Below are 22,765 nucleotides of genomic sequence, written 5' to 3'. Positions count from 1 at the left end.
AACGGTAGAACCGCCACGCGACCACGTCCTCAGAATCGTGGAACAACGTCACTTCGGGCCATCGGGTGCTGCCGCCGGTGGATCGACCCTTCGCTTCAGTCGGTCATGGCGATGACCAGCTTGCCCCTGCGCCGGTCGGTCGAGTTGACCGCTGTGACAGCCTCGCTGATGGGCACGACCTGGCCGATGTTCGTGCGGATCCGTCCGTCCCTCACGCGCTGGGCGATCTCACGCAGCTGGGCAGGGACGGACTCGACGACGAAGTCGACTGCGCGTCCGTCGGCCGGGCGCGCCTCGACCGGACCGACAACCGACACCAACACTCCGCCGGGCCGAATGATGTCGGCGGACTGCTTCTGGACATCGCCGCCGATGAGGTCGAAGACCAGGTCGACCCCGCCGACGTCCTCGATCGCATCGTTTTCCAGGTCGACGAACTCGTGAGCTCCGTAGTCGAGCACCTTCTGCCGGTCACCAGCACGACCGGTGCCGATGACGTAGGCGCCGAACTCGCGTGCGAGCTGGGTGACCATCGTCCCGACCGCGCCCGCGGCGCCGTGAGCCAAGACGCTCCGGCCGGCCTGCAGGCGCCCGTGGTCGAACAACCCCTGCCAGGCGGTCAGGCCAGAAATGGGAAGGCTCGCGCCGACCGTGACGTCCACGTCGCCCGGCAGCGGGGCGAGGTTGCGGGCCTCGACGGCGACAGACTCGGCGAGGGTCCCGTCACGGTGCCAGTCGGTGATCCCGAACACCCGCTGTCCCAGCGTCAGCCCCGTCGTCCCGTAGCCGAGCGCAGTCACCAGCCCAGCCATCTCGTGCCCGGGGATGGAGGGCGCCCGGTCACGGCCTGCACGGTCGGTCCACGTGGAAGGCCACTCCATCTCCGTCGGCAAGAACCCCGACGCATGCACCTGGACGATGACATCGTTGATGGCCGCCGGCGGCTCGGGTCGTTCAGTCAGCGTCATCCCGGCCAACCCAGCAGCCTGGTCGTTCACCACGATCGCCTTCATGGAACTCATCTCCTTTTGGTAGGTGCCTCTTGTTGTGAGTTGGTGCTTCGAGAAGGTCAGCGCTTAGGAGAACGCCGAGGATGGTCTCCTCCAGTGTCGCGCCGTGGATGGTGTTCACGTGGCCAAGTGAACGTCGCCCCAGGGTGCCGTTGGCGTTTCTCACAGCGTCGTTTCTCGGTGCCCGAACGACTCAGAGCGCCCCTTTTGGGCCTGCTCGGTCATGCCGGGCGCGCGTGCCGCGACGACAGTGAAGGCGGTGGCGGCGAGGGTGAGGCCGCCGTACCCGAGTGCGATCGTCGGCAATGACACGATGCCGGTGAGCCCGCCGGCAACGAGGCTCGGGAAGGCTGCGCCGCTGTAGGACAGCAGGTAGATGATGCTGAAGATGGGGGCTCGGTCCGGCACCGTGCTGCCGAACAGGAGCCCGCGGACCGTGGCGCTGATCGCGACCCCTTGGCTGGTTCCGGCGAGGACGGTAGCGGCGATAAACAGGAGCAGCCGGCCGAAGGAGATGGCCGTGATGATGCCGGCGATGGCCACCAGGAACGCGAGCATGCCGATGCGCTGCGCGTTCGCCGGTGCGAAGCGCCCTGCGAGCGGGGCACCGAACGCGCTGGACGCCATGTACGAGGCGAACACCAGGCCGAGCGCGAGCGGGCTTGCGGTGTGCAGCTGGTCTTCCACGACGGCGGGCACCAGTGCCTGGTAGAACGACCCCATCGCCCAGGTGGCCAAGAACACGGCCGACGCCGCGGGAACCAGGTGGGTGACCCGGGCGGGCAGGCGCACCCGAGGCCGCAGAGACCGCCAGCCCACCGTCGGGTTCACGGTCTCGGGGCTGACCGCGATGAGCCCAGCAACCACGACGAGCAGGGCGCTGATGACGACGTAGACCAGCCCGCGCGGCCAGGGACCGAACTCGACGAGGGCGCCTGAGCCGACTGCGCCGACGGCAAGGCCGAACATGGGTCCTTGGCTGGAGGCGACCGAAGCCAGCCACGCGGGCCGCGCCGGTGCCGTGTCGACGATGTATGCGGTCACTCCGGTGCTCGCGATGCCGGAGCCCACGCCCATCAGCAGCCGAGCGGCGACGAGCGTGCCCAACTGGTGTACATCCAGCAGCATCAGGCAGCCAAGCACGACAAGGACCAGGCTTGCGATGGCGGTGTGTCGTCTGCCCCAGTGGTTCGACAGGCGCCCCAGCAGCAGGAGTGCCGCGATGGTGCCCAAGGAGTACGCGACGACGGCCAGCGACACTCCCTCGTTGGTGAGGCCGTCCTGACTCCGGTAGATGTTGTACAGGGGCACCGGGGCAGCGTTGGCGGCGAACGAGATCGCCAGGGCGGCGATCGCAGAACCGAACGCCAGCCGGTGGCGCTCGGTCGATCGGGTCGTGTCCATGGCAGGTGTCGGCGTGCGCAAGGGGCCGGGAGCTTGGCGCGCTCGGATGCTCATGACGCTGTGGCCCCGTTCTTGTCGCGACGTCTGTTGACGAACCCCGACACGTCGGCCGGCCCAAGCCGCCGATGGGGCCCGAGGAGTAGAGCGAGAGCATGATGTTGCCGTCGGTGTCGAGCACGAAGCCCGAGGACTGGAAGAACGTCATGTCGGGGTCGGTGTAGCACTCGAGAGCCTTGGCGACCTTCGGGACGTCGGCCTCGCAGCCGACGGCGAAGGGGATGTGCAGGTCCTGCACCGTCTGCCGTGCCGTGGCGCGGGAGTCGGCCGACAAGGCAACGGTTGTGATGTTCTCAGCCATGAGCAGGTCGTGCCGGGTGGCGAAAGACCGCAGCTGTCCCACGCAGTACGGGCACCACGCGCCCCGGTACACCAGCACGACGGCGTAGCCTCCCTGCGTCGCAGCGGGAAGCACCAGCTCGTCCCCTCCCGGCGTCGGCAGTGACAACTGCGGAAACGGCGAACCATTCGGCAACATCGGTGACCTCCAGCTGCTCGGTGCTGTCCCACTTGCCATGACGCCCTCGTCGACGTGCCCCGACCTGCTGACTCCGTCGAGGCTCGGCCCCACGCCAGACGCTGAGGTCGCGGGCGGTTCGTGGGCTGACGTGGCGTTGGTGCCCGCTGTGCTGATCGTCTTACCGGGCCCGTCAGCCAAGAGAGGTCCGCATTCACCGGCATTGACGGAGGTGACACGTGCCACTACAGCGGAGGGATGGAACGGTGATGCACCCGGGGAGAGATGGCCCGGCCGGCGAACACCAACCCCGCGGACGAGGCGGGCTGCCCTGCCGCTGAGCTGGATTGGATGGCTGGACAGGTGCGCCTCGCGACGATGACGGTCAAAACGGTTGGAGGAGACCCGATGGATGTGACGGTAGTCGACAACAAGGCGCTGTCCCGGTACGAGGCTCGCATCGGCGAGACGGTGGCCGGCTACAGCGTGTACCAGATCACGACCTCGATCATCATCATCGAGCACACCGAGGTGGATCCCGCCTACGAGGGTCAAGGAGTTGGCGGTGCGCTGGTGCAGGGAGCGCTGGACGACATCCGCGACCAGGGTCAGCGCAAGATCCTGGCGGTGTGCCCCTTCGTGCGGAGCTGGCTGGGCAAGCACCACGAGTACCGCGACCTGGTCTACGGCGTGGCACCGAGCCGCGTCACCGACTGACCTGCCCGGCGGCGGACCATGACCGGGTATGCCGACTGGACACCACCGTTCGCCAGGGTGGCCGTCGACAGCGTCACCTCTCACGACATCACCGTCGGCGTGACCGGGACGACGCCTTGAGGGGCGGCAGGCGGTGCTTCCCGCTCCGCACGGACTGAACCTTTCGGTCCAAACATGTCGCAGCGCGACAGCGCGGGCCCCCGGCGTGGCGGGCTTCCGACAGAACGCAATGTGAGCCCATCCACGGAGTTGACACAGCCCACCAAACCAGTAGTTTTGGACTATGCAGTCCTTTACCTTCGTAGCTCCGCACCCCAAGTTCGAGCACGTAGCCCCGTCAGGTCACGGTGCCGTAATTGGACTGAATAGACCAGTTGAACAGAAGGCCCCGGGCGCTGCCCGCACATTGGCTGACGAGCACGGACGTGCAAGGACGAACAGCACGCGGCCCTGCGGGGACGTGCAGGACTCCTCGAGCGTTGACCAGGAGCGCACGCGGGACAACGCGCGGTGGACGGCGGCGCTCACCCAGCCAAGGCCCGCCCGAGAGCGCGCCGCGGACGCCCTGTACACCTATCTGCTGCGGGCTGCACGCAGCGAGATCGGGCGTCGCTCAGACATTTCGCGACTGTCCGGCGCGGAACGGGACGACTTGGCCCACCAAGCGGCGGCGGATGCGCTCGTGTCCATCATGAGGCGCATCCCGGACTTCCGCGGCGACAGCAAGTTCACCACGTGGGCCCGAAGTTTCGTGACGTTCGAAGCTCGCGTGAAGATCCGCCAGCACAATCGCCGCAGCCTCGTCCATGGGTTGAACTCGCAAGACTGGGACCGCCTGCCCTGCCCCCGCGCCAACACACCGGAGGCCGAGGCCGAGGCGATCGCCTTGAAACAGGCGGTCATGTCAGCCATGGACACCTCGCTGACCGAGCGACAGCGTCACGTGTTCCTCGGCGTGGTGGTGCATGGTGCGTCGATCGAACAGCTCGCCACCCAGCTCGGGTCCAACCGCAATGCGATCTACCAGCTGATGTTCCACGCCCGCCGGAACCTTCGCCGTCACCTCGCTGAGCGAGGTTTCGTTCACGGGCTGCCGAGCCTGTAGCCCGCAACTCCCCCGGCCGAGTCATCCGTCGGTCGCCCCGCCTCCTGTACCGGCCGCGGGCGGGCGGCTACTCCTCGAGTTCGAGGTCGTCCCGGATGATGTGCACGGCCGCTTCCTCGGCGGAGGCACCGGCTGCGTCGATCCCGATGTCGTGGGCCCAATAGTCCGACCGAGCGTCGTTGTCGTCGACGTCATGGGCCAAGAGACGGCCGGCGCGTGCCGCCCCGACCTGATCGTCGATCAGCTCACCGTCGGTGTCGCTGGTGTCGCCCAGGCCGTCACCGTCGTCCTGGGTCAGCGAGGTGTCGGGCACCTCACGGGCAAGGCGCTGGTCGAGCGACTCGTGCCCGGCCGCCTCCCTCGCCGTCACTCCCCAGTCGAGGGAGCCCCGGGCGCGGCCGGGGGGTGAGTACCCGGTTTCGACGTCGTCGCCGTCGAACTCGTCGTCGTCCCAGCTCTCCTGGGGCCGCAGCAGCCCGTAGTCGCCGGCGTCCGTGGCGGAGATTCCGTCGGAGTCAAAATGAGGTGTCATGGCTGTTCCCCTTCGTGTGCCCTTGAGGCCAAGGATTCGAAAGCTTCACCCGCGCCCCGCCGCGGTCGGGGGTCCGGAACTGGCGGGTCATCCGGACGGGCCGAACCGTTCCACGCGGATGTCGTACGCCGGTACACCCAACGAGTCGAGCAGCATGGTCGCGGCATCGCAGAACGCTGGTGAACCGCAGACGAACGCCTGCTGACGGACATGGACCATTGGCGCGAGGTCCTCCATGGTCAACCGGCCTACCCCTCGGGGATCGCCCGGCGGGGCGGTGCGCGTGTACGCCACGCGGGTGCGGGGGCCCGTGATCTCGTCGGCGTAGTACAAATCTCGCGGTGACCGTGCGGACACGACCAGGGTCATGTAGTCGGACCGGCCTGCAGCTCGTGCTGCCCGCAGCATCGACATCAACGGGGCGACGCCGCTGCCTCCGGCGATGCCGAGGATCGGCGCGGAGACGTCCCAGGCGAAGTGACCGCCAATGGGCCCGCGGATGTCCACCATGTCGCCAACGTCCACCCCGTCGTGCAGGAACGTCGACACCTCTCCCCCGGGCAACCTCTCGACGGTGATCTCGAGAGGTTCCTGGCCTGGTGGCGACGCGGCCGAGTACGCCCGCTGCGCGTGGTACCCGTCATCGGCCGTCAAGCGGATGATGAAGTGCTGGCCGGCGACGAAGTTGTGTGGGCCAGCGACGTTGAGCTGGAATGTCTTCGCGTTCGGTGTCTCCTGGCGCACCGCGACGATCGTCGCCAGTTGCCACGGCTGCACGGGAGGGATGGCCGTGGAGACGAGCCGGTCCATCAGTCGCCTTGGTAGCGCTGCTCGAGCCACGGGTCACCCCGGTCGTGGTAGCCGCTCCGTTCCCACAGGCCGGGCTCGTCGTGGTCCATCAAGGTCAGGCCGGAGACCCACTTGGCGCTCTTCCAAAAGTAGAGGTGCGGGACCAGCAGACGGGCCGGGCCGCCGTGCTCCACCGGCAACGGTTTCCCGTCGATCGCCCAAGCGACCCACGCCTTGCCCCCGGTCACGTCGCTCAGGGAAAGGTTGGTGGTGTACCCGGTGTGTGAGCGGGCCATGACGAAGGTGGCCTCCGGTCGGGGGCTGGCGAGGTCGAGCAGCGTGTCGACTGAGACGCCGTCGAACGTCATGTCGAACTTCGACCAGGTGGTCACACAGTGGATGGCGCCTTGGTATGTCGACGGCGGCATCTTGTGCAGGTCCGCCCAGGACCACGTCTGGGTTCGCTCAACGAGTCCGTCGATCGTGAACGTCCACGTGGCGGTGTCCAGCCGAGGTGTTGGCTCGTAGCTCAGGACCGGCCAGCCGTCCCCCGTGTTGTACTGCCCGGGGGGTAGCCGGGGGTCGCTGCGGTCGCGCCGGGTGAATCCTCGCGTGACTGGCATGGATTCCTTACCTGCCTTTCGTCGTCGGGGTCAGGACGGGCACGGTTTGCGCGCTCATCTCGACGGTTCTCCTTTGGATGTATGACCGTGTCCAGCGCATCCGTGTCCGCGTGCTGGGTTGCGTCCGGTGCGCGCCGACGGAGCCTTCTCGGTTGCCAGGCCCTATGCCGGGGAATGCGCGCGTCTCGGCAGCTTCCAGCTCGGTCGGACAAAGTGACACGTGTACCCGTGCGGGACGTGCTGCAGGTAGTCCTGGTGCTCCGGTTCAGCCTGCCAGAACGTGGACGCGGCCGTGACCTCGGTGACGACGGGGCCAGGCCACAGACCGGACGCGTCGACGTCGGCGATCGTCTCCAGCGCGTCGGTGCGCTGCGCCTGGTTGGTGTAGAAGATGGCCGACCGGTAGCTGGTGCCAAGGTCGTTCCCCTGACGGTTCAGGGTTGACGGGTCGTGGATCTGGAAGAAGAACTCCAGCAGTGTCCGGAACGGCAGCACGTCGGGGTCGAACTCGATTTCGATGGCCTCCGCATGCCCGTCGTGGTTTCGGTACGTCGGGTTCGCCACCGTGCCGCCGGTGTACCCGACCCTGGTGCGCAGCACGCCCGGCATCTTGCGGACGAGCTCCTGCATTCCCCAGAAGCAGCCGCCGGCCAAGATGGCCACCTGGGCCTTGGGGTCGGTGGTCGCAGTGGGGTCCGCGCCTGCACGGGTGGTCGTCATGCTTGGTCCTCCTTGACTAGGGCGAGGCCGTCCTGGTGTCCGACCCCGTGGTCTGGTGCCGATGTCAGCCAGCGCTCGTGGCCACCACCCGTCGCTGCTGCACAGGCCAACGCGGCGAGGCCGCTCAATTGCGGCCCGCCATGATGCCGCCGTCGACGTTCACGATGCTTCCGGTCACCCAGCTGGCGTCGTCGGAGAGCAGGTACGCCACGGCGGCTGCGATGTCCTGCGCGGTGCCGATGCGGCCCAACGGGTGGATGCTGTCGAAGGTGTGCAGCGTGTCGTCGAGGCCGTCCTTGGGCAGGAAGCCCTCGTACAGGGGCGTGGCGACCACTGCCGGTGCCACCGCGTTCACCCTGATGTGCTCGCCTGCGAGCTCGATCGCCAGGTTGCGCGTCAGAGCGTGCAGGCCGGCCTTGGCCATGGAGTAACCGGATGAGGGAGTGGCCGCCAGGGCCTGGTGCGCCCACATGGAGCCGATGTTGACGATGGACCCGCCACTGCGGGCGATCATCAGCCGAGCCACGCCCTGGGTCAGGAAGAATGTGCCGCGGTTGATGTCCATGTAGGAGTCGTAAGCGGCCAGGTCGTAGTCGAGGAAGCCCTTGGGGATGAAGAACCCGGCCGAGTTCACCAGCATGCTGGTATCCGCGTGGTCGCGTGCGATGGCCTCGACCATCGCTTCGACCTGAGCCGGGTCGTTCAGGTCACCGGCGAAGGTCGCCACCTGACCACTGCCGCCGAATGTCTGGACTGCCTCGTCCAGTTTGGCCTGGTTCCGTCCGACGAGGACAGCGGAGCCGCCCTCTGCGACAACGGTGACTGCGGTGGCCAACCCCATGCCGCTGCTGCCGCCAGTGACGACCAGCTTGCGCCCTACGAAACGGTCAGACATTGCTGTAACCTCCGGTTGGTTTCCTGTCGCTCCATGTGTGGAGGCAGTCTCTTTCGTTGCATGAAGCTGTGGAGGTAGGTGCCGAGCGGAGGCTGTTCCTTACCGTGCTGATCCGATTTGTCCGCGGCTGTTGCATGAGCGGAGGTCGACGTGCCCCAAGCCGCTTCGGGATGGGCGCTGCCCCTCCCGCTGGGGTGGGAGCGTGGAATTGTAGTGGACCGGGTGGTCCGGCCCTATGCGAGTGTCGTGTCCGGCGGATATGGTCTTTACGTGCCCGGTGACCAGGGTCAGAGACCCCCACGACTGACAGCGCGAGGTGCAGCCACGCGCGCCCGCATCCTGCAGGCGTCCGACGAGCTCATCCGGGTTCACGGGGTCAACCGCACCCGTCTTGACGATGTGAGGGCGGCCACCGGCTCCAGCAAGTCCCAGCTCTACCATCACTTCCCCGACAAGGAAGCACTCGTGGCGGCGGTCATCGCCCGCCGGGCGGAGGCCATCCTCGAACGTGAAGCTGCCCTGCTCGGTCGCGTTGACTCCATGCGAGGGCTCGAACGGTGGCGGGACGCGGCCGTAAATCGCGTGCAGCTGCGTCGCGGGGCGCACGGCTGTGCCCTGGGATCGCTGCTCAGTGAGCTGGCCGACGAGGACGAGGGAGCACTGACTGCTTTGACGGAGCACTTCAACAGCTGGGAGATGCTGATGAAGGGTGCGCTGGACCGCATGCGGGCCAGCGGGGCGCTGCGACCGGACGCGGACACCGGGCGCCTGGCCACCGGGTTGATGTCCGCCTTGCAGGGCGGATACCTGCTGTCCCAGGCGGCGCATGATGCATCCCCGATGGAGGTGTCGTTGAACATGGCGCTGGAACACATCGGTTCGTACGCCGAAAAGGCCGCCTGAGGCCGCCGCGGGCGCCCGTTAAGTGGTACCCACTTCAGGTCACATTTCGCACCGCGGCCGCCGAGCGCCGAGGGGCTGGGCTCATTCCGGCCGCTGGGGGGCCGGCGGGGCTGCGTTCGTCGTTGTCCAAGGCCCATCTCTCCACGTACGCCAGCAGCAGGATGAGCCCAAGTCCGATGATCGGGGTCAACAGCACCACGGCGATCATGTTCGTTGCGCCCCGGACAGGGGCATCACGTTGGTGCGTTCGGTCCGCTGGCCACTCTCTGAGTCCGTGAAGGGTAGGCGGACTTGACCCACCTGCACTTGGAATCCGAGCAGGTTGACCTCCAACGGTCCGACGAGCACGGTGCCAGAGGCCTCGTTGCTGTGTCCTTGAGGTCGCTCATCCATCTCGATGGTGACCGGGAGCAGGCACCGGGTGCTGGCGAGCCCGAGGCGCTGGCCGGCTGCGTCATACAGCGTGCCGCTGACGACCGCCAGGCATCGCAGCCTTGAGCCTTGCAGTGAGCAGTGCATGACGCGCAGCCAGCCGTTCATCGATCCGGGCGTCAGGTCAGGTGCCGTGAACGTGCCGCGCACCGGCACTCGAGGCCGACTGGCGCGACCGCCCCCGGGTCCCCCCACCGGACGAGGGGTCCGAGAGGGCCGGCGAAACTGCAGGACGGTCATGGGTCGCTCCTTGCCGTTGAGTGCGCTGTCACCCATGGAGACGCCAACGTCGGAGGTGCATGACGCGCCTAGGCGGGTATAGGGCACCCATGAGCTCCGGGCCGTCAGTGGACGGCAGCGCCCAGAACGCCGGCCTTGAGGCGGTCGAGCGGGTGCTGCCTGTCGTGCGACGGGTGGTGGGTGCCCGGGTGTCGGACCCGCATCTCGCCGAGGACCTGGTGCAAGAGACCCTGCTGCGGATCATGACCGCTTGGGACCGTATCGAGGCCAGCATGGTCGAGCCGTACGCGATCGCCACGGCCCGCAACGTGGTCGCCACCATGTGGAGGGACCGCGACCGCGAAGCCCGCAACCGGCATCGCGCCTTGGACCTGTCCACTCCCGAGGCGCCGGAGGATCAGGTTGTGCTCGGCGAGGAGCAGGCGGCGATCTGCGAGGCGTTGGGCAGGCTGGGGGAGCAGGAGCGGACGCGGCTGCTTGCGCACGAGGTCTCCGGCCAGGACACCCGCAGCCTGGCGGCCGAAGCCGGGTCCTCGGCGGGTGCGGTGGCGGCCCAGCTGCACCGCACCCGCGCGCGGCTTCGTGTGGAGTACCTGTTGACGATGGAGCCGGGACCGCCGCCAACCGAGGACTGCCGCCCGGTCCTGCTAGCGCTCTCGGGCGGAAGCAGGCGACGACAGCGGGACCTGGGCGTGGGCCGCCACCTGTTGGGATGCGATTTCTGCGCCCGCGTTGCGGAACCCTTGCTGGGCCGCGCCGAAGCCCGCGAAGACGAGCTGCGGGTTCCCGTGCAGGGCGACGCGGACATCGTCAAGGCCAGGCAAGCGGCCCGCGAGGTGGCCGCCAAACTTGGGTTCGCCAAGACCCAGACCACCCTGGTCGCCACCGCCGTCTCCGAGGTTGCACGCAACATCGTCCGCTTCGCGGGTCGCGGCGAGGTGCTCGTCGAGACCTTGAGCGAGCCCCGAGCAGGGGTGCGCGTGGTGGCGCGTGACGCCGGCCCGGGCATGACCAATCCGCAGGAGGCGCTGGCGGACGGGTTCAGCACCTACAACGGGTTGGGCCTCGGGCTGCCAGGGGCGCGTCGGCTGATGGACGAGTTCGTGCTCGTATCCGAGCCGGGACGCGGCACCACAGTGACCATGACCAAATGGTTGGAGGAGGACTAGATGAACGACGAGAACCGGCCCCAAGGGGACGTGGACGAGGACCAGCTGCTGCCCCAGTTGGTGGCGCACCTGCGTGAGCATCGGGCGAAGCTGCGTGATGAGTGGGCCAGCCGTATCCGTGAGGCCCACCTGCTCGAGGCGATGTCGGCCCAGGAGATGGCCGCGGAGACCACCTCGGTGTACGACAACTACGTCGAGGTGCTCGAGACCGGCAGCGTCGAGGCGCTGCAGCACTATGCGCGCGACCTGTCCGAGCGCATCATTCCCCGGGGCGTGGAGACGCACGAGGTTGTCGGCATAGTTTTACTGCTGCGCGACGTCCTGGCCCGGTCGCTGTTCGAGAAGTACCAGAACGACTTCGCTCTGCTCAACCGCGTCCTGGACGCCTACGAACCCGCCGCCAACCGGATCGCCAACACGGTGGCCGTCAGCTTTGTCGAGGAGCGCGAAAGGGTGATCCGTCAGCAGCAGGACGCCATCCGCGAGCTGTCCACTCCGGTACTGCCGGTTCGTGAGCGCCTGCTCATCCTGCCCATCATTGGCTCCTTGGACGGTGAGCGTGCTCGCCAGCTGACCGAGCAGCTGCTCAACGGCATCCGCACGCACCGAGCCAAGGTGGTGGTCATCGATATCACCGGCGCACCCGACGTCGACCAGACGGTGGCCAACCACCTGGTCCAGACGGTGGACGCCTCCCGGTTGATGGGCGCCAGCGTCATCATCACCGGGCTTTCCCCCAAAATCGCCCAGACCCTTGTGACCATCGGTGTAGACCTGAGCAAGATGAACACCATCGGCGACCTGCAAGGCGGATTGGAGGAGGCCGAGCGGCTGCTGGGCTACCACGTCTCCACTGAGGAGGGCATCACCAGCTCGTGAGCGACACCGGACCGGCCCTCGTCTCGATCCTGCGCCAAGGCTCCTACCTCGTGGCGTCGGTCCACACTGCGCTCGATGACACCCAAATGCTGCGCTTCCAGCACGACCTGGTGGAGCGCATCGGCACGGACCGGGCTACTGGTGTCATCATCGACGTCGCCGCACTGGATGTTCTCGACTCCTTCGGCTCGATGACCCTGCGCCGGATCGCCGAGATGGCCCGACTACGCGGCGCCGAGACGGTCATCGTCGGCATCCAGCCGGACGTGGCCTTCGCCATGGTGCGCCTGGGCATGGGCCCGGGCGAGGTCCCCACCGCATTGGACCTCGAAGAAGGTCTGACTTACCTCAACGGACACCGCGACGGCCAGCCTGGCTCGGCTGACCGACCACCCCGCCGGCCGCAGCGGCGCCCGTGACCAGGCAGCCGGGTCATCACGAGGACCTGCGCCGCGACTACCAGGTCGCCTTCCTGCGCTATCTCGACCACGGCGAGGAGGCAGCCCTGGCCGACGGCTACGACCTCGGCCGCCGAGCCCTGCGCGACGGCGTTGCCCTGCTCGAGGTCGCCCGGGTCCACCATGACACCGTGATCGAAGTGCTCAGTGAAGCCTGCGTGGACGCGGTCGCGGTGGCGACCCGCGCCTCCTGGTTTCTGTTGGAGGTACTGGCTCCGTACGAGATGAACCGGCGCGCCACCGCACCCCGACACCTGCCTGACGCCAAGCCGAGAACGTAACCGGACGCGGCAGTCGCGGTCGCATGACGCAGCGACGTTGACGTTCATCCGCCCACCCACGGGGGACAGACCACGCTGGCGCGGCCCGGTCGCCTCAACCCTCGCGTCATCGGTCGAGCACTGGGGGGTCTTCACGGGTACCAACCGCCGATCGGCGGACGACCAAGGAGTGGGAAATGACTTTACGCACCAAGCTTGTCTCAACCGGGACGACCATTGCACTAGCCGTCGCCTTGGGTGTCGTACCGGCCGCGGCGTCAGCACAAGCCGCGTCACCGGCACCACAGGCATCCGCGACAGCTCAGGCAGCCGACGCAGTACTCCCCGTGACCGGCACCCTTCAAGACGGCAGTACCTTCACCGGACAGCTCAGCAACCTGTCGACCTCCGTGGTCAACGGCGTCCTGCAGCTGTCCGGAACCATCACCGGCACCGGACTGCCAACGGCTGGCACCACCTTCACGGCGCCCATCCAGGACCTGACCGCCGCAGGCACAGGGTGCTCGGTCCTGGACCTCGACCTTGGCCCGCTCCATCTGGACCTGCTGGGACTGGTCGTCGACCTGGCACCGGTGCACCTCGACATCACGGCCGTCCCCGGCGCTGGAAACCTGCTCGGCAACCTCGTCTGCGCGGTCGCAGGCCTTCTCGACCAGAACGGCCCGCTGACCGGTGTCTCGGCGCTGCTCAACCGGCTGCTGACCGGACTCGGGCTCTAACCCCTGCCATCACATACGCGGTGGCGGCGCGGCGCGCGCGCTCATGTCGCGCCGCCACCGTGCACATGAACCAGTTCCGGCGAACGGTGTAACTGGGCGCAAACCTCCGGGGTGCGCATGGTGTTGCGCGTCCATGCCGACCATCTCGGCCGCGACCGAGATGGCGTACACGCCCCGGTCGGGACCGACCCGGCTCACCGGGCGTCCCCGGTTTCCGGACCCCTCGGGGCGCGGGCCCCAGGTGGTGGCCACCTCCCGCGTGCTCATCGCCGGCACCTGGCCGGTCCGTCCGACGCAGTGGTCCTTCCACAAGCTGGTCATGGTGCTCTTGCCCCAGAATGTCGCGAGTGCTATAAGAGATCTATGGCAGCCACCAGAGGTTCAGGTGGCTGAGACTGCTTCATCAGGAGGGAGTGGTTTACCAATGGCTCAGATGATCATGCGCACCGACCCGTTCCGGGACCTGGACCGGCTGACCCAGCGGGTCTTCGGCAACGGCACTTTGGCCCACCCCGCGGCGATGCCGATGGACGCTTGGCGCGACGGCGAAGTCTTCGTGGTCGAGTTCGACCTGCCCGGAGTCGCCGCCGACGCGATCGACCTGGACGTGGAGCGCAATGTGATCACCGTGCGCGCCGAACGCCCTGCGCGGGAAGACACCGAGGACCTGATCGCCGCCGAGCGGCCGCGCGGCACCTTCAGCCGGCAACTGGTCCTGGGTGACAACCTGGACACCGAGCAGATCAGCGCCGACTACAACGCCGGAGTGCTCACCTTACGGATCCCGGTCGCCGAACAGGCCAAGCCCCGCAAGATCCAGATCTCCGACACCGGCCGGGACCGGCAGGCCCTGAACGCCTGAGCGCGAGACAGCCTCATGGCCATCGCAGCCGACGCCCACTGGTCTCTGCTCGCGTCGCCGGCTCGCCGCCCGGGACGGGCCGGCGGCGCGGGCAGAGACCCACACCCCAGGCCCCGGCAGCGGGGGCAGACAACGCTCACCTCCGCGTCTGCCACCACCGACCCGCCAAGCCACCCACGACCCGAAAGGCAGGTGATCGCCACCGGTGACCCGTCCCAATAGAGGCGGCTGCCCGCCCGACCCGCACGTGTAACCAGCAAGCGCCCGACGCACACCGCGCGGCGACCGCCCCCACGGGGAACCCCTCGCGGGTGCGGCGGCACCCCCTCCCGGGCCGTGGTCCCGGCCCGTCCTCTTGGGGCTGGGACCACGGTCCCGCCAGCGCCATCCCGCGGCTACGACGCCGCGGACAAGACCACCAGGAGCCTCGTCGACATGAGCAGCGAACGGCAGGCGGCAGCCGGCGCGCCAGAGCCGGTCCCGACCGAGCAGGCCCGACTAGAGCAGATGAGCTCGCGCGCCCTGATCGGGCAGCTGGCCGTGCTGAATGAACGACTCACCTCAGAGACCACCGCTGGCGGATACCGGCCCCTGCCCGGACGCTCCATGCGGATCGCCTCACTGACCCGACGCATCCGCCTGACCGAAGCCGAACTGGCCCGCCGCACGCCCACGCCCGGTTCTATGAATCAACACAGCAGCGCAACACCACACTGCCCGGCTGGCTCCACTTCTACAATCACCACCGAGCCCACTCCGCAATCGGAGGCCAGCGACCCATAACCAGGTTGACCAACGTCCCTGGACATCACACCTAGGCGATGGGCGGATCAGCCGAAGGGAATGCCCCAGCCCGCAGCAGGGCGCCTGGTAGTGGCTTGCCCAGCCGTCCCTCCAGCCACTCGACCGCTTCGGTCAGTTCTGTCAGATCCAGCCCGGTGCGTATGCCCATTCGGTCGAAGAGGTAGACCAGGTCCTCGGTCGCCACGTTGCCGGTCGCGTTCGGAGCGAACGGGCAACCGCCGGTGCCGCCGATGCTCGCGTCCAGGACCGTGACGCCAGCATCGATCGCGGCCGCGGCGTTGGCGACGCCTGTGTGCCGGGTGTCATGCAAATGCAACCGCAGAGGCATACCGGCTTCGACGAGTTCGGCGGCCAGGCCCACTCGGGTCGTGACGTCCGAAGGCACCGCCACGCCGATCGTGTCAGCCAGCGCGAGTTCGTCAGGTCCGGCGTCGATCACCCGCCGAAGTATCTCGCCCAGCCTGTCCAGGGACACCTCGCCCTCGAACGGGCAGCCGAAAGCCGCACCCACTGTGACGGTGGTGAACAGTCCCTGGTCGCGGGCTCGCGACACCAGGTCACCAGCCACGCCACATGCCGCGGCAGTACTCATGCCCTGGTTACGTTGGCAGAACGCATCCGTGGCCACGACCACGACGTTTACCTCGCGTATGCCGGCCTGGACCGCACGATCGAGGCCACGAGCGTTCATCACCAGCCCGGCATAGCGGACTCCATCCTCTTGAGGCAGCGCGGCCACCACTTCCTCAGCATCGGCCATCTGCGGGACCAGGCGCGGGTGCACAAAACTGGTAGCTTCCACCCGCCGAGCGCCGGCACGGACCGCTCGCCGGATCAGTTCGACCTTGTCTGCCGTGGAGATCAGCACGTCCTCGTTCTGTAGGCCGTCGCGCGGCGACACCTCGCACACGACGACGTCGCCGCGGTCCGGGAGATCCTTCGTGACGGACTCGGCGTTCATGTGGTCTCTTTCAAATACGCAACTGCAGTCTGCTCGTCCAGCACCTCGGCATACTTGGCCTGCAGGTCGTACAGGTTCGCCTCGTGTGGGCCGTCGTCTCGGTCGGCGACCGCCTCACGGACCACCAGCGGCACGAACCCGTATTGCAACGCGTCGACTGCGCTGGCCCGCACACATCCACTGGTGCTGACGCCCAGTACGACGACGGTGTCGACGCCGGCCGATACCAACGTCGAGGCCAGGGACGTGCCGAAGAACGCGCTGGCGTACTGCTTGACCACCACCAGTTCACCGTCGGCCGGAGCCACCTGCGGCATCAGCTCGCTCATCGGCCCCGGGCCGATGAGCTGCGCCAGCCCACCCACCTTTCGCAGGAAGACACCGGCGTCCACACCCTTCGGCCCGTACTCCACTCGAGTGTGCACCACCAGCACACCTGTGGCACGTGCCGCAGCCAGGACCCGGCTGGCCGAGTCGAGGCAGGACGTCGATGGCAAGCAGAAGGGGCTCTGCTCATCGAAGTACGCCCGCATCATGTCGATGGCTAGCACCGCGGGGCGGCGGCCTGGGATGAGGCGCCCGGCGAATCCATCGGCGAACGACGAGTCCATTGAGCATGCTCCTCGAATGTCGGAAGGCTTAGAGCGCCGGCGCCGGGGGGTGTGGGGCAGGCAGGCCGGTCTCCTCCTCGCAGCGAGCCAGGATCGTCTCCAACGGGGGGCCCATGTTGAAGGTCGGCAGCGGGTCAGGCCTACCGGAGCGCAGCTCCGCGCGAAGTTCGTCGGTGGCGGCGTCGTCGACGTTGCCGTCGTCGTCGCAGACCACGCCGTACCGGCGCGCTCCGTAGCTGGTGACCAGCCCCCGACGGACTTCCAGCGCGACAAGTTCGGGGTCTCGAGCCAGTGGATCGCCCCAGCCGCCGCCGCCCCAGGTCACGAAGTGAAGGACGTCATCGGGGTAGACCTGCACGTCTATGACCTTGCTCGCGATGATGTCGGTGCTCCCGTCCGCCCGCACGATCCACTTACGGCCGCGCGTCCCGGGTTCGCCCCCGTTGACCCCCCACGGGTAGGTCAGCCAGCGGTCGTCGTGGATCGCGATGGTGCCGGCCTCGAGGAACCGATAGGAGACGTCGACGCCGTTTCCGCCCCGATGCAGCCCGGCTCCGCCGGTGTCGCTGATGGTCTCCCAACGGTCAATTCGCAACGGGTAGTAGGACTCGAGATACTCACAGGGGATGTTCACGAAGGAGGGCCACAGTGAGTGGCCGTCCGGACCGTCGCCGATCGGCCGGCCCGGGATTCCGCCGAAGCCGATGGAGTAGAGCTGGAACCACTCTCCCTTGCGGTCTCCGGAGCTGTAGTTCCCGGAGAACATGAAGTGCGGAGACGAGGAGAAGCCGGCAGCGTTCAACAGGTCGGGGTTCGTCTGCCCGAGCAGACCGCCGAACAGGTCGAAGACGCGTCCGATTCCGTGGTTACGGGCATTGAGTGCCGCCGGATATTTCGGCTTCCAGAACGACTCCTCGGGGATCTTGACGTCGACCAGCGGGTAGAAGCCGTCATTCCACAGGATCTGCGGATCCGCGACGGTGATCATGTAGATCCCGAAGAACATCCGCATCAGGTTCTCGTTGATGAAGTAGTTGATGGGACCGGCTGCCTGGGGGCTGCTCCCGGTGAGGTCGATGAGCACTTTCTCCCCGGTCCGGGTCAGGCTCATCTTCAGTTGGTAGGGCCCGTAGCCGACGCCGTCGTCGCAGATGTAGTCGGTGAACGAGAGCGTCTCGCCCTCCTTGAAGACCATCTGCAGCAGCGTCTTCATTGCTCGGTAGTTGCGATCGAGCAGTGCGTCCAATGCCGAGGTGTAGGTGTCGGCGCCGAATCTCGCACACATCTCCTGGACCCGACGCGAGGCGGTGCGGCAGGCGGCGACCAAGCCGTTGAGGTCGGCGCGGTTCCAGTCCGGCTTGCGCACCTGGTTGAGGATGATCCGCAGCGAGTCCTCGGCCAGCTCGCCGGCCTTGTAGATCTTGAACGGCGGGATCACCACGCCTTCCTCGAAGATGGTGCGGGCATCAGTGGGCATCGACGCGGGTGTCTTGCCGCCGACGTCGGACATGTGGCCGAACATCGACGACCACCCTACGATGCGCCCCTCGAAGTAGATCGGCATCACGACCAGCCAGTCGTTGGCGTGGCTGATCGCCGCACCACACGAGTACGGGTCTGAGGTGAGCAGAACATCCCCTTCTTCGATGTCCCCTTCGAAGTTCTCCAAGAAGTCGGGGATCGAGAGCCCGAACTGCCCGACGACCATCTTTCCCTCGGGATCACCGATGAGCGGGAACTCGTCGTGCTGCTCGCGGATACCAGGCGACAACGCGGTTCGGAAGAGGACCTCGTCCATCTCGTACCGAGCGTTGCGCAACCCGTTTTCGACCAAGTCGAGAGTGACGAGGTCCACCTCCACCGGCATCAGCGGTTCGGTCGCGGTCTGGATCAAGCGCGCCATCTCTCAGCCCTCCTTGCTCTGGTCGGTGTCGTTGGGCCGGATGAGCAGGCTCCCGCTGGGGTGCACGGTGGCCGTGTGCCCGGGAAGCACCAGCGTCGTGGAGTCCATCTCGGTGATCACCGCAGCACCGTGCACCACGTTGCCCGCCTGGAGCCGGGCACGGTCGTAGATGCCGGCCTTCACCAGCGCCCCATCAACCCAGATCTCGTGATCTTCCCGCCGAGCGGCCACGGGATCGGCGCCGCCCTCGGCCAGCGTGGCTGCGGCGAAGTCAGGGCGTGGCCCACTGACGGTTGCGCGCACGGTCACCAGTTCCTGCTCGTTGCGCAAGAGAAACGAGAACAGGCGCTCGTGCTCGGCATCGAAGGCCGCCCTCATGCTGTCGAGCCCGGCGCCGGTACCGTCGAACGCGTCGATGTCGATGATGACTGGAATCTCGAAGCCTTGACCGTGGTAGCGCACGTCGGCGGCATAGGTCACCTGCTGGTCGCCGGCGTCGACACCCTCGGCGTCGAGGGAGACCCTGGCGGTCGCCGCCAGCTCGTCGAGGATCTCGCGCAGACTGTCGTCGGTCAGTTCGCTGAACCGGCGAACCAGCGTGCGCACGGACTCGTCACGCAGGCCCGTGGTCGCGTCACCGAGGGCGCACAGGACGCCTGGGGAGGGCGGGATGATCACCGGCCACGAGCCGGTGAGCTGGCCGATCGCGTTGGCGTGCAATGGGCCGGCGCCACCGTAGGCGACCAGAGCGAAGTCGCGGGGGTCGAATCCCTGTTGCACCGACACGAGCCGAAGGCCCCCGAGCATGTTCTCGTTGACGATGTCGATGATTCCCTCGGCCGCTGCCTCGACCGAGTCGAGTCCGGTGGCATCGGCGATCGCCTTGACCGCCGCATAGGCGGCGTCTCGATCAAGCGTGATCTCGCCCCCGGCAAGCTCGGTCGGAAGGTATCCCAGGACGACGTTGGCGTCAGTTACGGTCGGGTCGGTCCCACCCGCCGCGTAGGCCGCCGGGCCCGGGACGGCCCCGGCGGACTGAGGGCCGACCCGCAGGGCCTGGGTCAGCTCCGGCACGTGTGCGATCGATCCCCCACCCGCTCCCACGGTACGTACGTCGACCGAGGTCGCGCGCACCGTCAGGTCGGCCACCGTGGTCTCACGACCGATGCGTGGAGTCAGCCCCTGCACCAGGGCGACGTCCGTCGACGTGCCTCCCATGTCGAAGGTCAGGAAGTCCTCGTGTCCGGTTTCCTCGGCCACCCACACGGCTCCCGTGACACCGCCCGTTGGCCCCGACATGAGCATCGCGACCGGGTTGTCCTCCGCAGATCTGGCCGAGACGAGGCCCCCGTCACTGCGCAACATGTACAGCCTGCCGACGACTCCGGACTCGTCGAGCTGCGACTCGAGGTGCGCCACGTAGCTGGCGACCTGCGGCTGCACATAGGCATTGGCCACGGTCGTGATCGCGCGTTCGTACTCGCGCAGCTCCGGCAAGACTGATGAGGACAGCGACACCCGGATGCCGGGTAGCTCCTCAGCAGCGATCTCGCCGATCCGCTGCTCATGCTGCGGGTTCGCGTAGGAGTTGATCAGGCACACAGCCAACGCCTCGATGCCATGCTCGCGCAACCGGCCCAGTTTGGCCCGCACGTCGTCCTCATCGGGGACTGTGACAACTTCTCCGTCGCTCCCGACGCGTTCGCGCACCTCGACGGTGTCCTCGAGCGAAGCCAGGGGCTCCGGTTTGGGCCAGATGATCCAGCCTGCCAGGCCTCCCGGCACGAAGGAGCGGGCGATCTGCAGCACCTGACGGAAGCCGTCCGTGGTCACCAGACCGACGCGGGCTCCCTTTCCCTCGAGGATCGCGTTGGTGGCAACCGTGGTGCCGTGCAGCAGGGAACGGACCTGGTCGAGACTCACCCCCGCGTCCTCACACACTCGTTTGACGCCCCGAAGAACACCGACCGACTGGTCCTCGGGTGTCGAGGGCGTCTTCTCTCGGAAGGTCTCTCCGGTGTCCTCATTGATCAACAGGAGGTCGGTGAACGTGCCACCCACATCAACGCCAAGCCGGCAGGACATGCTCTCTCCTCAAATGATGCCGGAGGACCGCAAGGACGTCATCTCGCCGTCACTCATCCCCAGCAGGCCGTGGTAAATCTCTTGGTTGTGCTCTCCTAGCCCGGGCCCCACGTGCCGCACAGCTCCCGGCGTCTCCGACAGGCGTGGCGCGACGTTGTGCATCGCGAGTTCACCAAAATCCGGATGGGCCAACCGCACGATGGCCTCACGAGCCCCGAAATGCGGGTCAGCGAACATATCTTTGGCCTGAAAGATCCGACCCGCGGGAACGCCTCCGGCGTGTAACAACTCAAGCAGATCATCGGCTTGGATCGTCGACGTCCACTCCGCAATGAGGCCATCCAGTTCCTCCATGCGCTGCCCTCGGGCGCTGTGCGTGGCATACCGGTCGTCAGTAGCCAGTTCGGGGCGCTCCATGACCGCAGCGAGACGGCGAAACACGCTGTCCTGGTTCGCCGCTACCAACACCATTTCTCCATCAAACGTTGGATAGACATTGCTCGGGGATACATTGGGCAAGGTCGCGCCGGTCCGTTCCCGCTGGTAACCCGCGATCTGCCACTCTGGCAGCATTGACTCCATCATCGACAACACCGCTTCGTAGATCGCCGAGTCCACAACCTGACCGCGTCCGCTGCGCTCGCGTTGGTGCAGCGCCACCAGGGTGCCCAAGCACGCAAAGACGGCAGCCAGAGAGTCGCCCAGAGATATCCCGGTACGTGCCGGCGGCCGGTCCGGATCTCCAGTGACATAACGGATCCCACCCATTGCCTCACCGATCGATCCATAGCCGGCCCGCTGCGAGTAGGGGCCCGACTGGCCGTAGCCGGTCACCCGTGTGATCACGAGCCGGGGGTTGATCTCCCACAGTTGTTCCGGCGCCATTCCCCACCGCTCAAGCGTGCCGGGCCGGAAGTTTTCAACCAAGACATCCGCCGAAGACAACAGCTTGCGGACAATGTCCTGTCCCTGCTCGGTCCGGAGGTTGGCCGTCACCGATTTCTTGTTCCGGGCGACGACCGGCCACCACAGGGACTTCCCGTACGGCTTCTCCCTTCCCCACTGCCGCATCGGATCGCCGCGGCCAGGATCCTCGACCTTGATCACCTCAGCGCCGAAATCTCCGAGGAGCTGCCCGCAAAACGGCCCAGCCAGCAATTGGCCGAGTTCCACGACTCGCAGGTCGTCCAGAGGGAGTCGCTGCGGATCTGTCATTGGCTGCTCGCTTTGGCATCAGACACGCCACCACGGTTTGGCACTCCGACGGGCGTCTATCAGTGGAGTGGCTCAATGCCGAACCTAGATGTACCCAGTTCACAAAGTCAAGAGATTGCATGCAACCTCCGCCGGGTGGATGCTGGAGCCATGGGGAATGTGAGTCCACGAGGTCACGCCTCCGACGCAGGTCAAGCTGCCGAGCACGCGTACCGCTGCATCCGCGAGCAGATCCTCTCAGGGGAACGCTCGGGTGGAGAGTGGCTGCGTGAAGACGGACTAGCAGAGAGCATCGGCGTGAGCCGGACCCCCGTACGAGAAGCACTCAGGCACCTGGCCGCCGAAGGGCTGGTGCTGTACCAGCGGAACCGTGGCGTCCAGGTCCAGACTTGGACCATGTCCGACCTCAATGAGATCTACGGTCTGAGATCGCTGCTGGAGCCATACGGTTGTCGGCTGGCCGCTACCACCGGTAGGGCCGATCTTGAAGCACTCTCCGCAATGAACAGCGACATGGAACACGCCGCAAACGCAACGCAACCCGACCTCGACAGGGTCACCGAGCTCAACAACGACTTCCACCGGTTAATCATTGATGCGTCCGGGAACGCGCGACTCGGGGACCTGGTCACGTCAAACCTTCAGGTTCCTCTCGTGCGTCACACCTTTTCCCGCTACTCCAGGAGTTCCTTGCAACGGAGCATGGCCCACCACCGCGAACTAGTGGACGCCCTCCGAGCTGAAGACCCCGATTGGGCAGAGTCCGTCATGCGCTCCCACGTGCACGCAGCCTGGTCGGTCATGCGTCGCTATTTTGACAAGTCCGGGCCTGAAGCAGCGACTGGCCAATCACTCGAATCGCCCAACCAGCCCCCTCCAGAAGAAGCGGCGGCTGTCCCCGGGTCCTAGTCCGATCATGGCTCGTTGTATACGA

At 67.0% G+C, this 22,765-nt stretch carries 23 protein-coding genes and 3 pseudogenes; 12 read left to right on the top strand and 14 right to left on the bottom strand.

Annotated features, from left to right (window positions below; genetic code table 11):
* Positions 1-95 precede the first annotated feature (95 nt).
* The 3 genes and pseudogenes from FRW57_RS00580 to FRW57_RS24950 form a co-directional block, all read right to left on the bottom strand.
* Complete coding sequence (locus tag FRW57_RS00580; protein WP_238999223.1) at positions 96-1,022, bottom strand: NADP-dependent oxidoreductase; 927 nt, start codon at positions 1,020-1,022, stop codon at positions 96-98.
* A 150-nt stretch (positions 1,023-1,172) separates the two neighbouring features.
* The gene (locus FRW57_RS00575) at positions 1,173-2,414 is read right to left on the bottom strand and encodes an MFS transporter (protein ID WP_137121181.1); all 1,242 of its coding nucleotides are present in this window, start codon (positions 2,412-2,414) and stop codon (positions 1,173-1,175) included.
* A 163-nt stretch (positions 2,415-2,577) separates the two neighbouring features.
* Positions 2,578-2,949 (bottom strand): annotated as a pseudogene (locus FRW57_RS24950) (peroxiredoxin family protein); the annotation flags it as partial.
* 387 nt (positions 2,950-3,336) lie between these two features.
* Here FRW57_RS24950 and FRW57_RS00565 point away from each other — a divergent pair.
* Positions 3,337-3,645, top strand: a complete 309-nt coding sequence (locus FRW57_RS00565) for a GNAT family N-acetyltransferase (protein WP_137121183.1) — start codon at positions 3,337-3,339, stop codon at positions 3,643-3,645.
* Between the two features lie 460 nt (positions 3,646-4,105).
* Positions 4,106-4,750, top strand: coding sequence for an RNA polymerase sigma factor (locus tag FRW57_RS00560; RefSeq protein WP_162529203.1), 645 nt, complete (start codon positions 4,106-4,108; stop codon positions 4,748-4,750).
* A gap of 67 nt (positions 4,751-4,817) precedes the next feature.
* On the opposite strand, the gene FRW57_RS00555 is transcribed toward FRW57_RS00560, so the two are convergent.
* From FRW57_RS00555 to FRW57_RS00535, 5 genes are all read right to left on the bottom strand, one after another.
* Complete coding sequence (locus FRW57_RS00555; protein WP_137121185.1) at positions 4,818-5,282, bottom strand: DUF5709 domain-containing protein; 465 nt, start codon at positions 5,280-5,282, stop codon at positions 4,818-4,820.
* A gap of 87 nt (positions 5,283-5,369) precedes the next feature.
* Positions 5,370-6,092: an FAD-binding oxidoreductase gene (locus FRW57_RS00550; protein WP_137121186.1), complete on the bottom strand. Its 723-nt coding sequence runs from the start codon at positions 6,090-6,092 to the stop codon at positions 5,370-5,372.
* Positions 6,092-6,694, bottom strand: a complete 603-nt coding sequence (locus tag FRW57_RS00545) for a sulfite oxidase-like oxidoreductase (protein ID WP_137121187.1) — start codon at positions 6,692-6,694, stop codon at positions 6,092-6,094. Before FRW57_RS00545 ends, FRW57_RS00550 begins: the two co-directional genes overlap by 1 nt.
* 162 nt (positions 6,695-6,856) lie before the next feature.
* Complete coding sequence (gene msrA, locus FRW57_RS00540; protein WP_152185004.1) at positions 6,857-7,414, bottom strand: peptide-methionine (S)-S-oxide reductase MsrA; 558 nt, start codon at positions 7,412-7,414, stop codon at positions 6,857-6,859.
* 124 nt (positions 7,415-7,538) lie between these two features.
* Positions 7,539-8,309 (bottom strand): SDR family NAD(P)-dependent oxidoreductase, encoded by a 771-nt coding sequence (locus FRW57_RS00535; RefSeq protein ID WP_137121189.1) that lies wholly within the window; start codon positions 8,307-8,309, stop codon positions 7,539-7,541.
* 270 nt (positions 8,310-8,579) lie between these two features.
* Here FRW57_RS00535 and FRW57_RS00530 point away from each other — a divergent pair, with 270 nt between their 5' ends.
* Positions 8,580-9,212 (top strand): TetR/AcrR family transcriptional regulator, encoded by a 633-nt coding sequence (locus FRW57_RS00530; protein ID WP_202911483.1) that lies wholly within the window; start codon positions 8,580-8,582, stop codon positions 9,210-9,212.
* Between the two features lie 204 nt (positions 9,213-9,416).
* Here FRW57_RS00530 and FRW57_RS00525 read toward each other — a convergent pair whose 3' ends face one another.
* Positions 9,417-9,884 carry a hypothetical protein gene (locus FRW57_RS00525; protein WP_137121190.1) on the bottom strand — a complete coding sequence of 156 codons (468 nt, stop codon included), beginning with the start codon at positions 9,882-9,884 and terminating at the stop codon, positions 9,417-9,419.
* An 89-nt stretch (positions 9,885-9,973) separates the two neighbouring features.
* On the opposite strand from FRW57_RS00525, the gene FRW57_RS00520 reads away from it, so the two are divergent.
* The 7 genes and pseudogenes from FRW57_RS00520 to FRW57_RS00490 all read left to right on the top strand — a co-directional run.
* Positions 9,974-11,053, top strand: a complete 1,080-nt coding sequence (locus tag FRW57_RS00520; RefSeq protein ID WP_137121191.1) for a sigma-70 family RNA polymerase sigma factor — start codon at positions 9,974-9,976, stop codon at positions 11,051-11,053.
* The gene (locus FRW57_RS00515; RefSeq protein ID WP_152185003.1) at positions 11,054-11,932 is read left to right on the top strand and encodes an STAS domain-containing protein; all 879 of its coding nucleotides are present in this window, start codon (positions 11,054-11,056) and stop codon (positions 11,930-11,932) included. It abuts the gene before it with no gap.
* Positions 11,929-12,351 carry an STAS domain-containing protein gene (locus FRW57_RS00510; RefSeq protein ID WP_238384621.1) on the top strand — a complete coding sequence of 141 codons (423 nt, stop codon included), beginning with the start codon at positions 11,929-11,931 and terminating at the stop codon, positions 12,349-12,351. The genes FRW57_RS00515 and FRW57_RS00510 overlap by 4 nt, the downstream gene beginning before the upstream one ends.
* Positions 12,348-12,671: a phosphatase RsbU N-terminal domain-containing protein gene (locus tag FRW57_RS00505; RefSeq protein WP_137121193.1), complete on the top strand. Its 324-nt coding sequence runs from the start codon at positions 12,348-12,350 to the stop codon at positions 12,669-12,671. The genes FRW57_RS00510 and FRW57_RS00505 overlap by 4 nt, the downstream gene beginning before the upstream one ends.
* Positions 12,672-12,997: 326 nt before the next feature.
* Positions 12,998-13,390 carry an ABC transporter substrate-binding protein gene (locus FRW57_RS00500; RefSeq protein ID WP_238384622.1) on the top strand — a complete coding sequence of 131 codons (393 nt, stop codon included), beginning with the start codon at positions 12,998-13,000 and terminating at the stop codon, positions 13,388-13,390.
* Positions 13,391-13,823: 433 nt separating this feature from the next.
* A complete protein-coding gene (locus tag FRW57_RS00495; RefSeq protein ID WP_137121233.1) occupies positions 13,824-14,252 on the top strand; it encodes an Hsp20/alpha crystallin family protein in 429 nt (142 codons plus the stop codon).
* A 668-nt stretch (positions 14,253-14,920) separates the two neighbouring features.
* Positions 14,921-15,070 (top strand): annotated as a pseudogene (locus FRW57_RS00490) (IS481 family transposase); the annotation flags it as partial.
* Here FRW57_RS00490 and FRW57_RS00485 read toward each other — a convergent pair.
* Genes FRW57_RS00485 through FRW57_RS00465 form a run of 5 tightly spaced genes read right to left on the bottom strand, consistent with a single transcriptional unit; the run spans position 15,067 to position 21,831 of the window.
* Positions 15,067-16,017, bottom strand: coding sequence for a hydroxymethylglutaryl-CoA lyase (locus FRW57_RS00485; protein ID WP_137121194.1), 951 nt, complete (start codon positions 16,015-16,017; stop codon positions 15,067-15,069). The pseudogene FRW57_RS00490 and the gene FRW57_RS00485 sit on opposite strands and share 4 nt — an antisense overlap.
* Entirely contained in the window at positions 16,014-16,628 is a 615-nt protein-coding gene (locus FRW57_RS00480; RefSeq protein WP_137121195.1) for an isochorismatase family protein, read from the bottom strand. Before FRW57_RS00480 ends, FRW57_RS00485 begins: the two co-directional genes overlap by 4 nt.
* Positions 16,629-16,656: 28 nt before the next feature.
* The gene (locus FRW57_RS00475; RefSeq protein ID WP_137121196.1) at positions 16,657-18,531 is read right to left on the bottom strand and encodes a hydantoinase B/oxoprolinase family protein; all 1,875 of its coding nucleotides are present in this window, start codon (positions 18,529-18,531) and stop codon (positions 16,657-16,659) included.
* A 3-nt stretch (positions 18,532-18,534) separates the two neighbouring features.
* The gene (locus FRW57_RS00470) at positions 18,535-20,616 is read right to left on the bottom strand and encodes a hydantoinase/oxoprolinase family protein (RefSeq protein WP_152185002.1); all 2,082 of its coding nucleotides are present in this window, start codon (positions 20,614-20,616) and stop codon (positions 18,535-18,537) included.
* A gap of 9 nt (positions 20,617-20,625) precedes the next feature.
* A complete protein-coding gene (locus tag FRW57_RS00465) occupies positions 20,626-21,831 on the bottom strand; it encodes a CaiB/BaiF CoA transferase family protein (RefSeq protein ID WP_137121198.1) in 1,206 nt (401 codons plus the stop codon).
* Between the two features lie 75 nt (positions 21,832-21,906).
* Between FRW57_RS00465 and FRW57_RS24945 the strand changes: the two are divergent.
* Together FRW57_RS24945 and FRW57_RS00460 are read left to right on the top strand one after the other, a co-directional pair.
* Positions 21,907-22,203 (top strand): annotated as a pseudogene (locus FRW57_RS24945) (GntR family transcriptional regulator); the annotation flags it as partial.
* A 24-nt stretch (positions 22,204-22,227) separates the two neighbouring features.
* Complete coding sequence (locus tag FRW57_RS00460) at positions 22,228-22,740, top strand: GntR family transcriptional regulator (RefSeq protein ID WP_238999221.1); 513 nt, start codon at positions 22,228-22,230, stop codon at positions 22,738-22,740.
* The last annotated feature ends 25 nt before the right edge of the window (positions 22,741-22,765 follow it).

Origin of the sequence: Segeticoccus rhizosphaerae (assembly GCF_009192725.1) — a bacterium.
Lineage (GTDB): Bacteria > Actinomycetota > Actinomycetes > Actinomycetales > Dermatophilaceae > Segeticoccus > Segeticoccus rhizosphaerae.
This window is presented reverse-complemented; position numbering and strand designations above follow the sequence as displayed.

Bases quoted from the DNA above. Each gene is read 5' to 3' on its own strand.
- FRW57_RS00550 (WP_137121186.1), bottom strand. From the start codon at position 6,092: ATGGACCGGCTCGTCTCCACGGCCATCCCTCCCGTGCAGCCGTGGCAA.
- FRW57_RS00515 (WP_152185003.1), top strand. From the start codon at position 11,054: ATGAACGACGAGAACCGGCCCCAAGGGGACGTGGACGAGGACCAGCTG.
- FRW57_RS00495 (WP_137121233.1), top strand. From the start codon at position 13,824: ATGATCATGCGCACCGACCCGTTCCGGGACCTGGACCGGCTGACCCAG.
- FRW57_RS00485 (WP_137121194.1), bottom strand. From the start codon at position 16,017: ATGAACGCCGAGTCCGTCACGAAGGATCTCCCGGACCGCGGCGACGTC.
- FRW57_RS00580 (WP_238999223.1), bottom strand. From the start codon at position 1,022: ATGAGTTCCATGAAGGCGATCGTGGTGAACGACCAGGCTGCTGGGTTG.
- FRW57_RS00525 (WP_137121190.1), bottom strand. From the start codon at position 9,884: ATGACCGTCCTGCAGTTTCGCCGGCCCTCTCGGACCCCTCGTCCGGTG.
- FRW57_RS00480 (WP_137121195.1), bottom strand. From the start codon at position 16,628: ATGGACTCGTCGTTCGCCGATGGATTCGCCGGGCGCCTCATCCCAGGC.
- FRW57_RS00520 (WP_137121191.1), top strand. From the start codon at position 9,974: ATGAGCTCCGGGCCGTCAGTGGACGGCAGCGCCCAGAACGCCGGCCTT.
- msrA (WP_152185004.1), bottom strand. From the start codon at position 7,414: ATGACGACCACCCGTGCAGGCGCGGACCCCACTGCGACCACCGACCCC.
- FRW57_RS00535 (WP_137121189.1), bottom strand. From the start codon at position 8,309: ATGTCTGACCGTTTCGTAGGGCGCAAGCTGGTCGTCACTGGCGGCAGC.
- FRW57_RS00470 (WP_152185002.1), bottom strand. From the start codon at position 20,616: ATGTCCTGCCGGCTTGGCGTTGATGTGGGTGGCACGTTCACCGACCTC.
- FRW57_RS00565 (WP_137121183.1), top strand. From the start codon at position 3,337: ATGGATGTGACGGTAGTCGACAACAAGGCGCTGTCCCGGTACGAGGCT.
- FRW57_RS00545 (WP_137121187.1), bottom strand. From the start codon at position 6,694: ATGCCAGTCACGCGAGGATTCACCCGGCGCGACCGCAGCGACCCCCGG.
- FRW57_RS00575 (WP_137121181.1), bottom strand. From the start codon at position 2,414: ATGGACACGACCCGATCGACCGAGCGCCACCGGCTGGCGTTCGGTTCT.
- FRW57_RS00465 (WP_137121198.1), bottom strand. From the start codon at position 21,831: ATGACAGATCCGCAGCGACTCCCTCTGGACGACCTGCGAGTCGTGGAA.
- FRW57_RS00555 (WP_137121185.1), bottom strand. From the start codon at position 5,282: ATGACACCTCATTTTGACTCCGACGGAATCTCCGCCACGGACGCCGGC.
- FRW57_RS00475 (WP_137121196.1), bottom strand. From the start codon at position 18,531: ATGGCGCGCTTGATCCAGACCGCGACCGAACCGCTGATGCCGGTGGAG.
- FRW57_RS00460 (WP_238999221.1), top strand. From the start codon at position 22,228: ATGTCCGACCTCAATGAGATCTACGGTCTGAGATCGCTGCTGGAGCCA.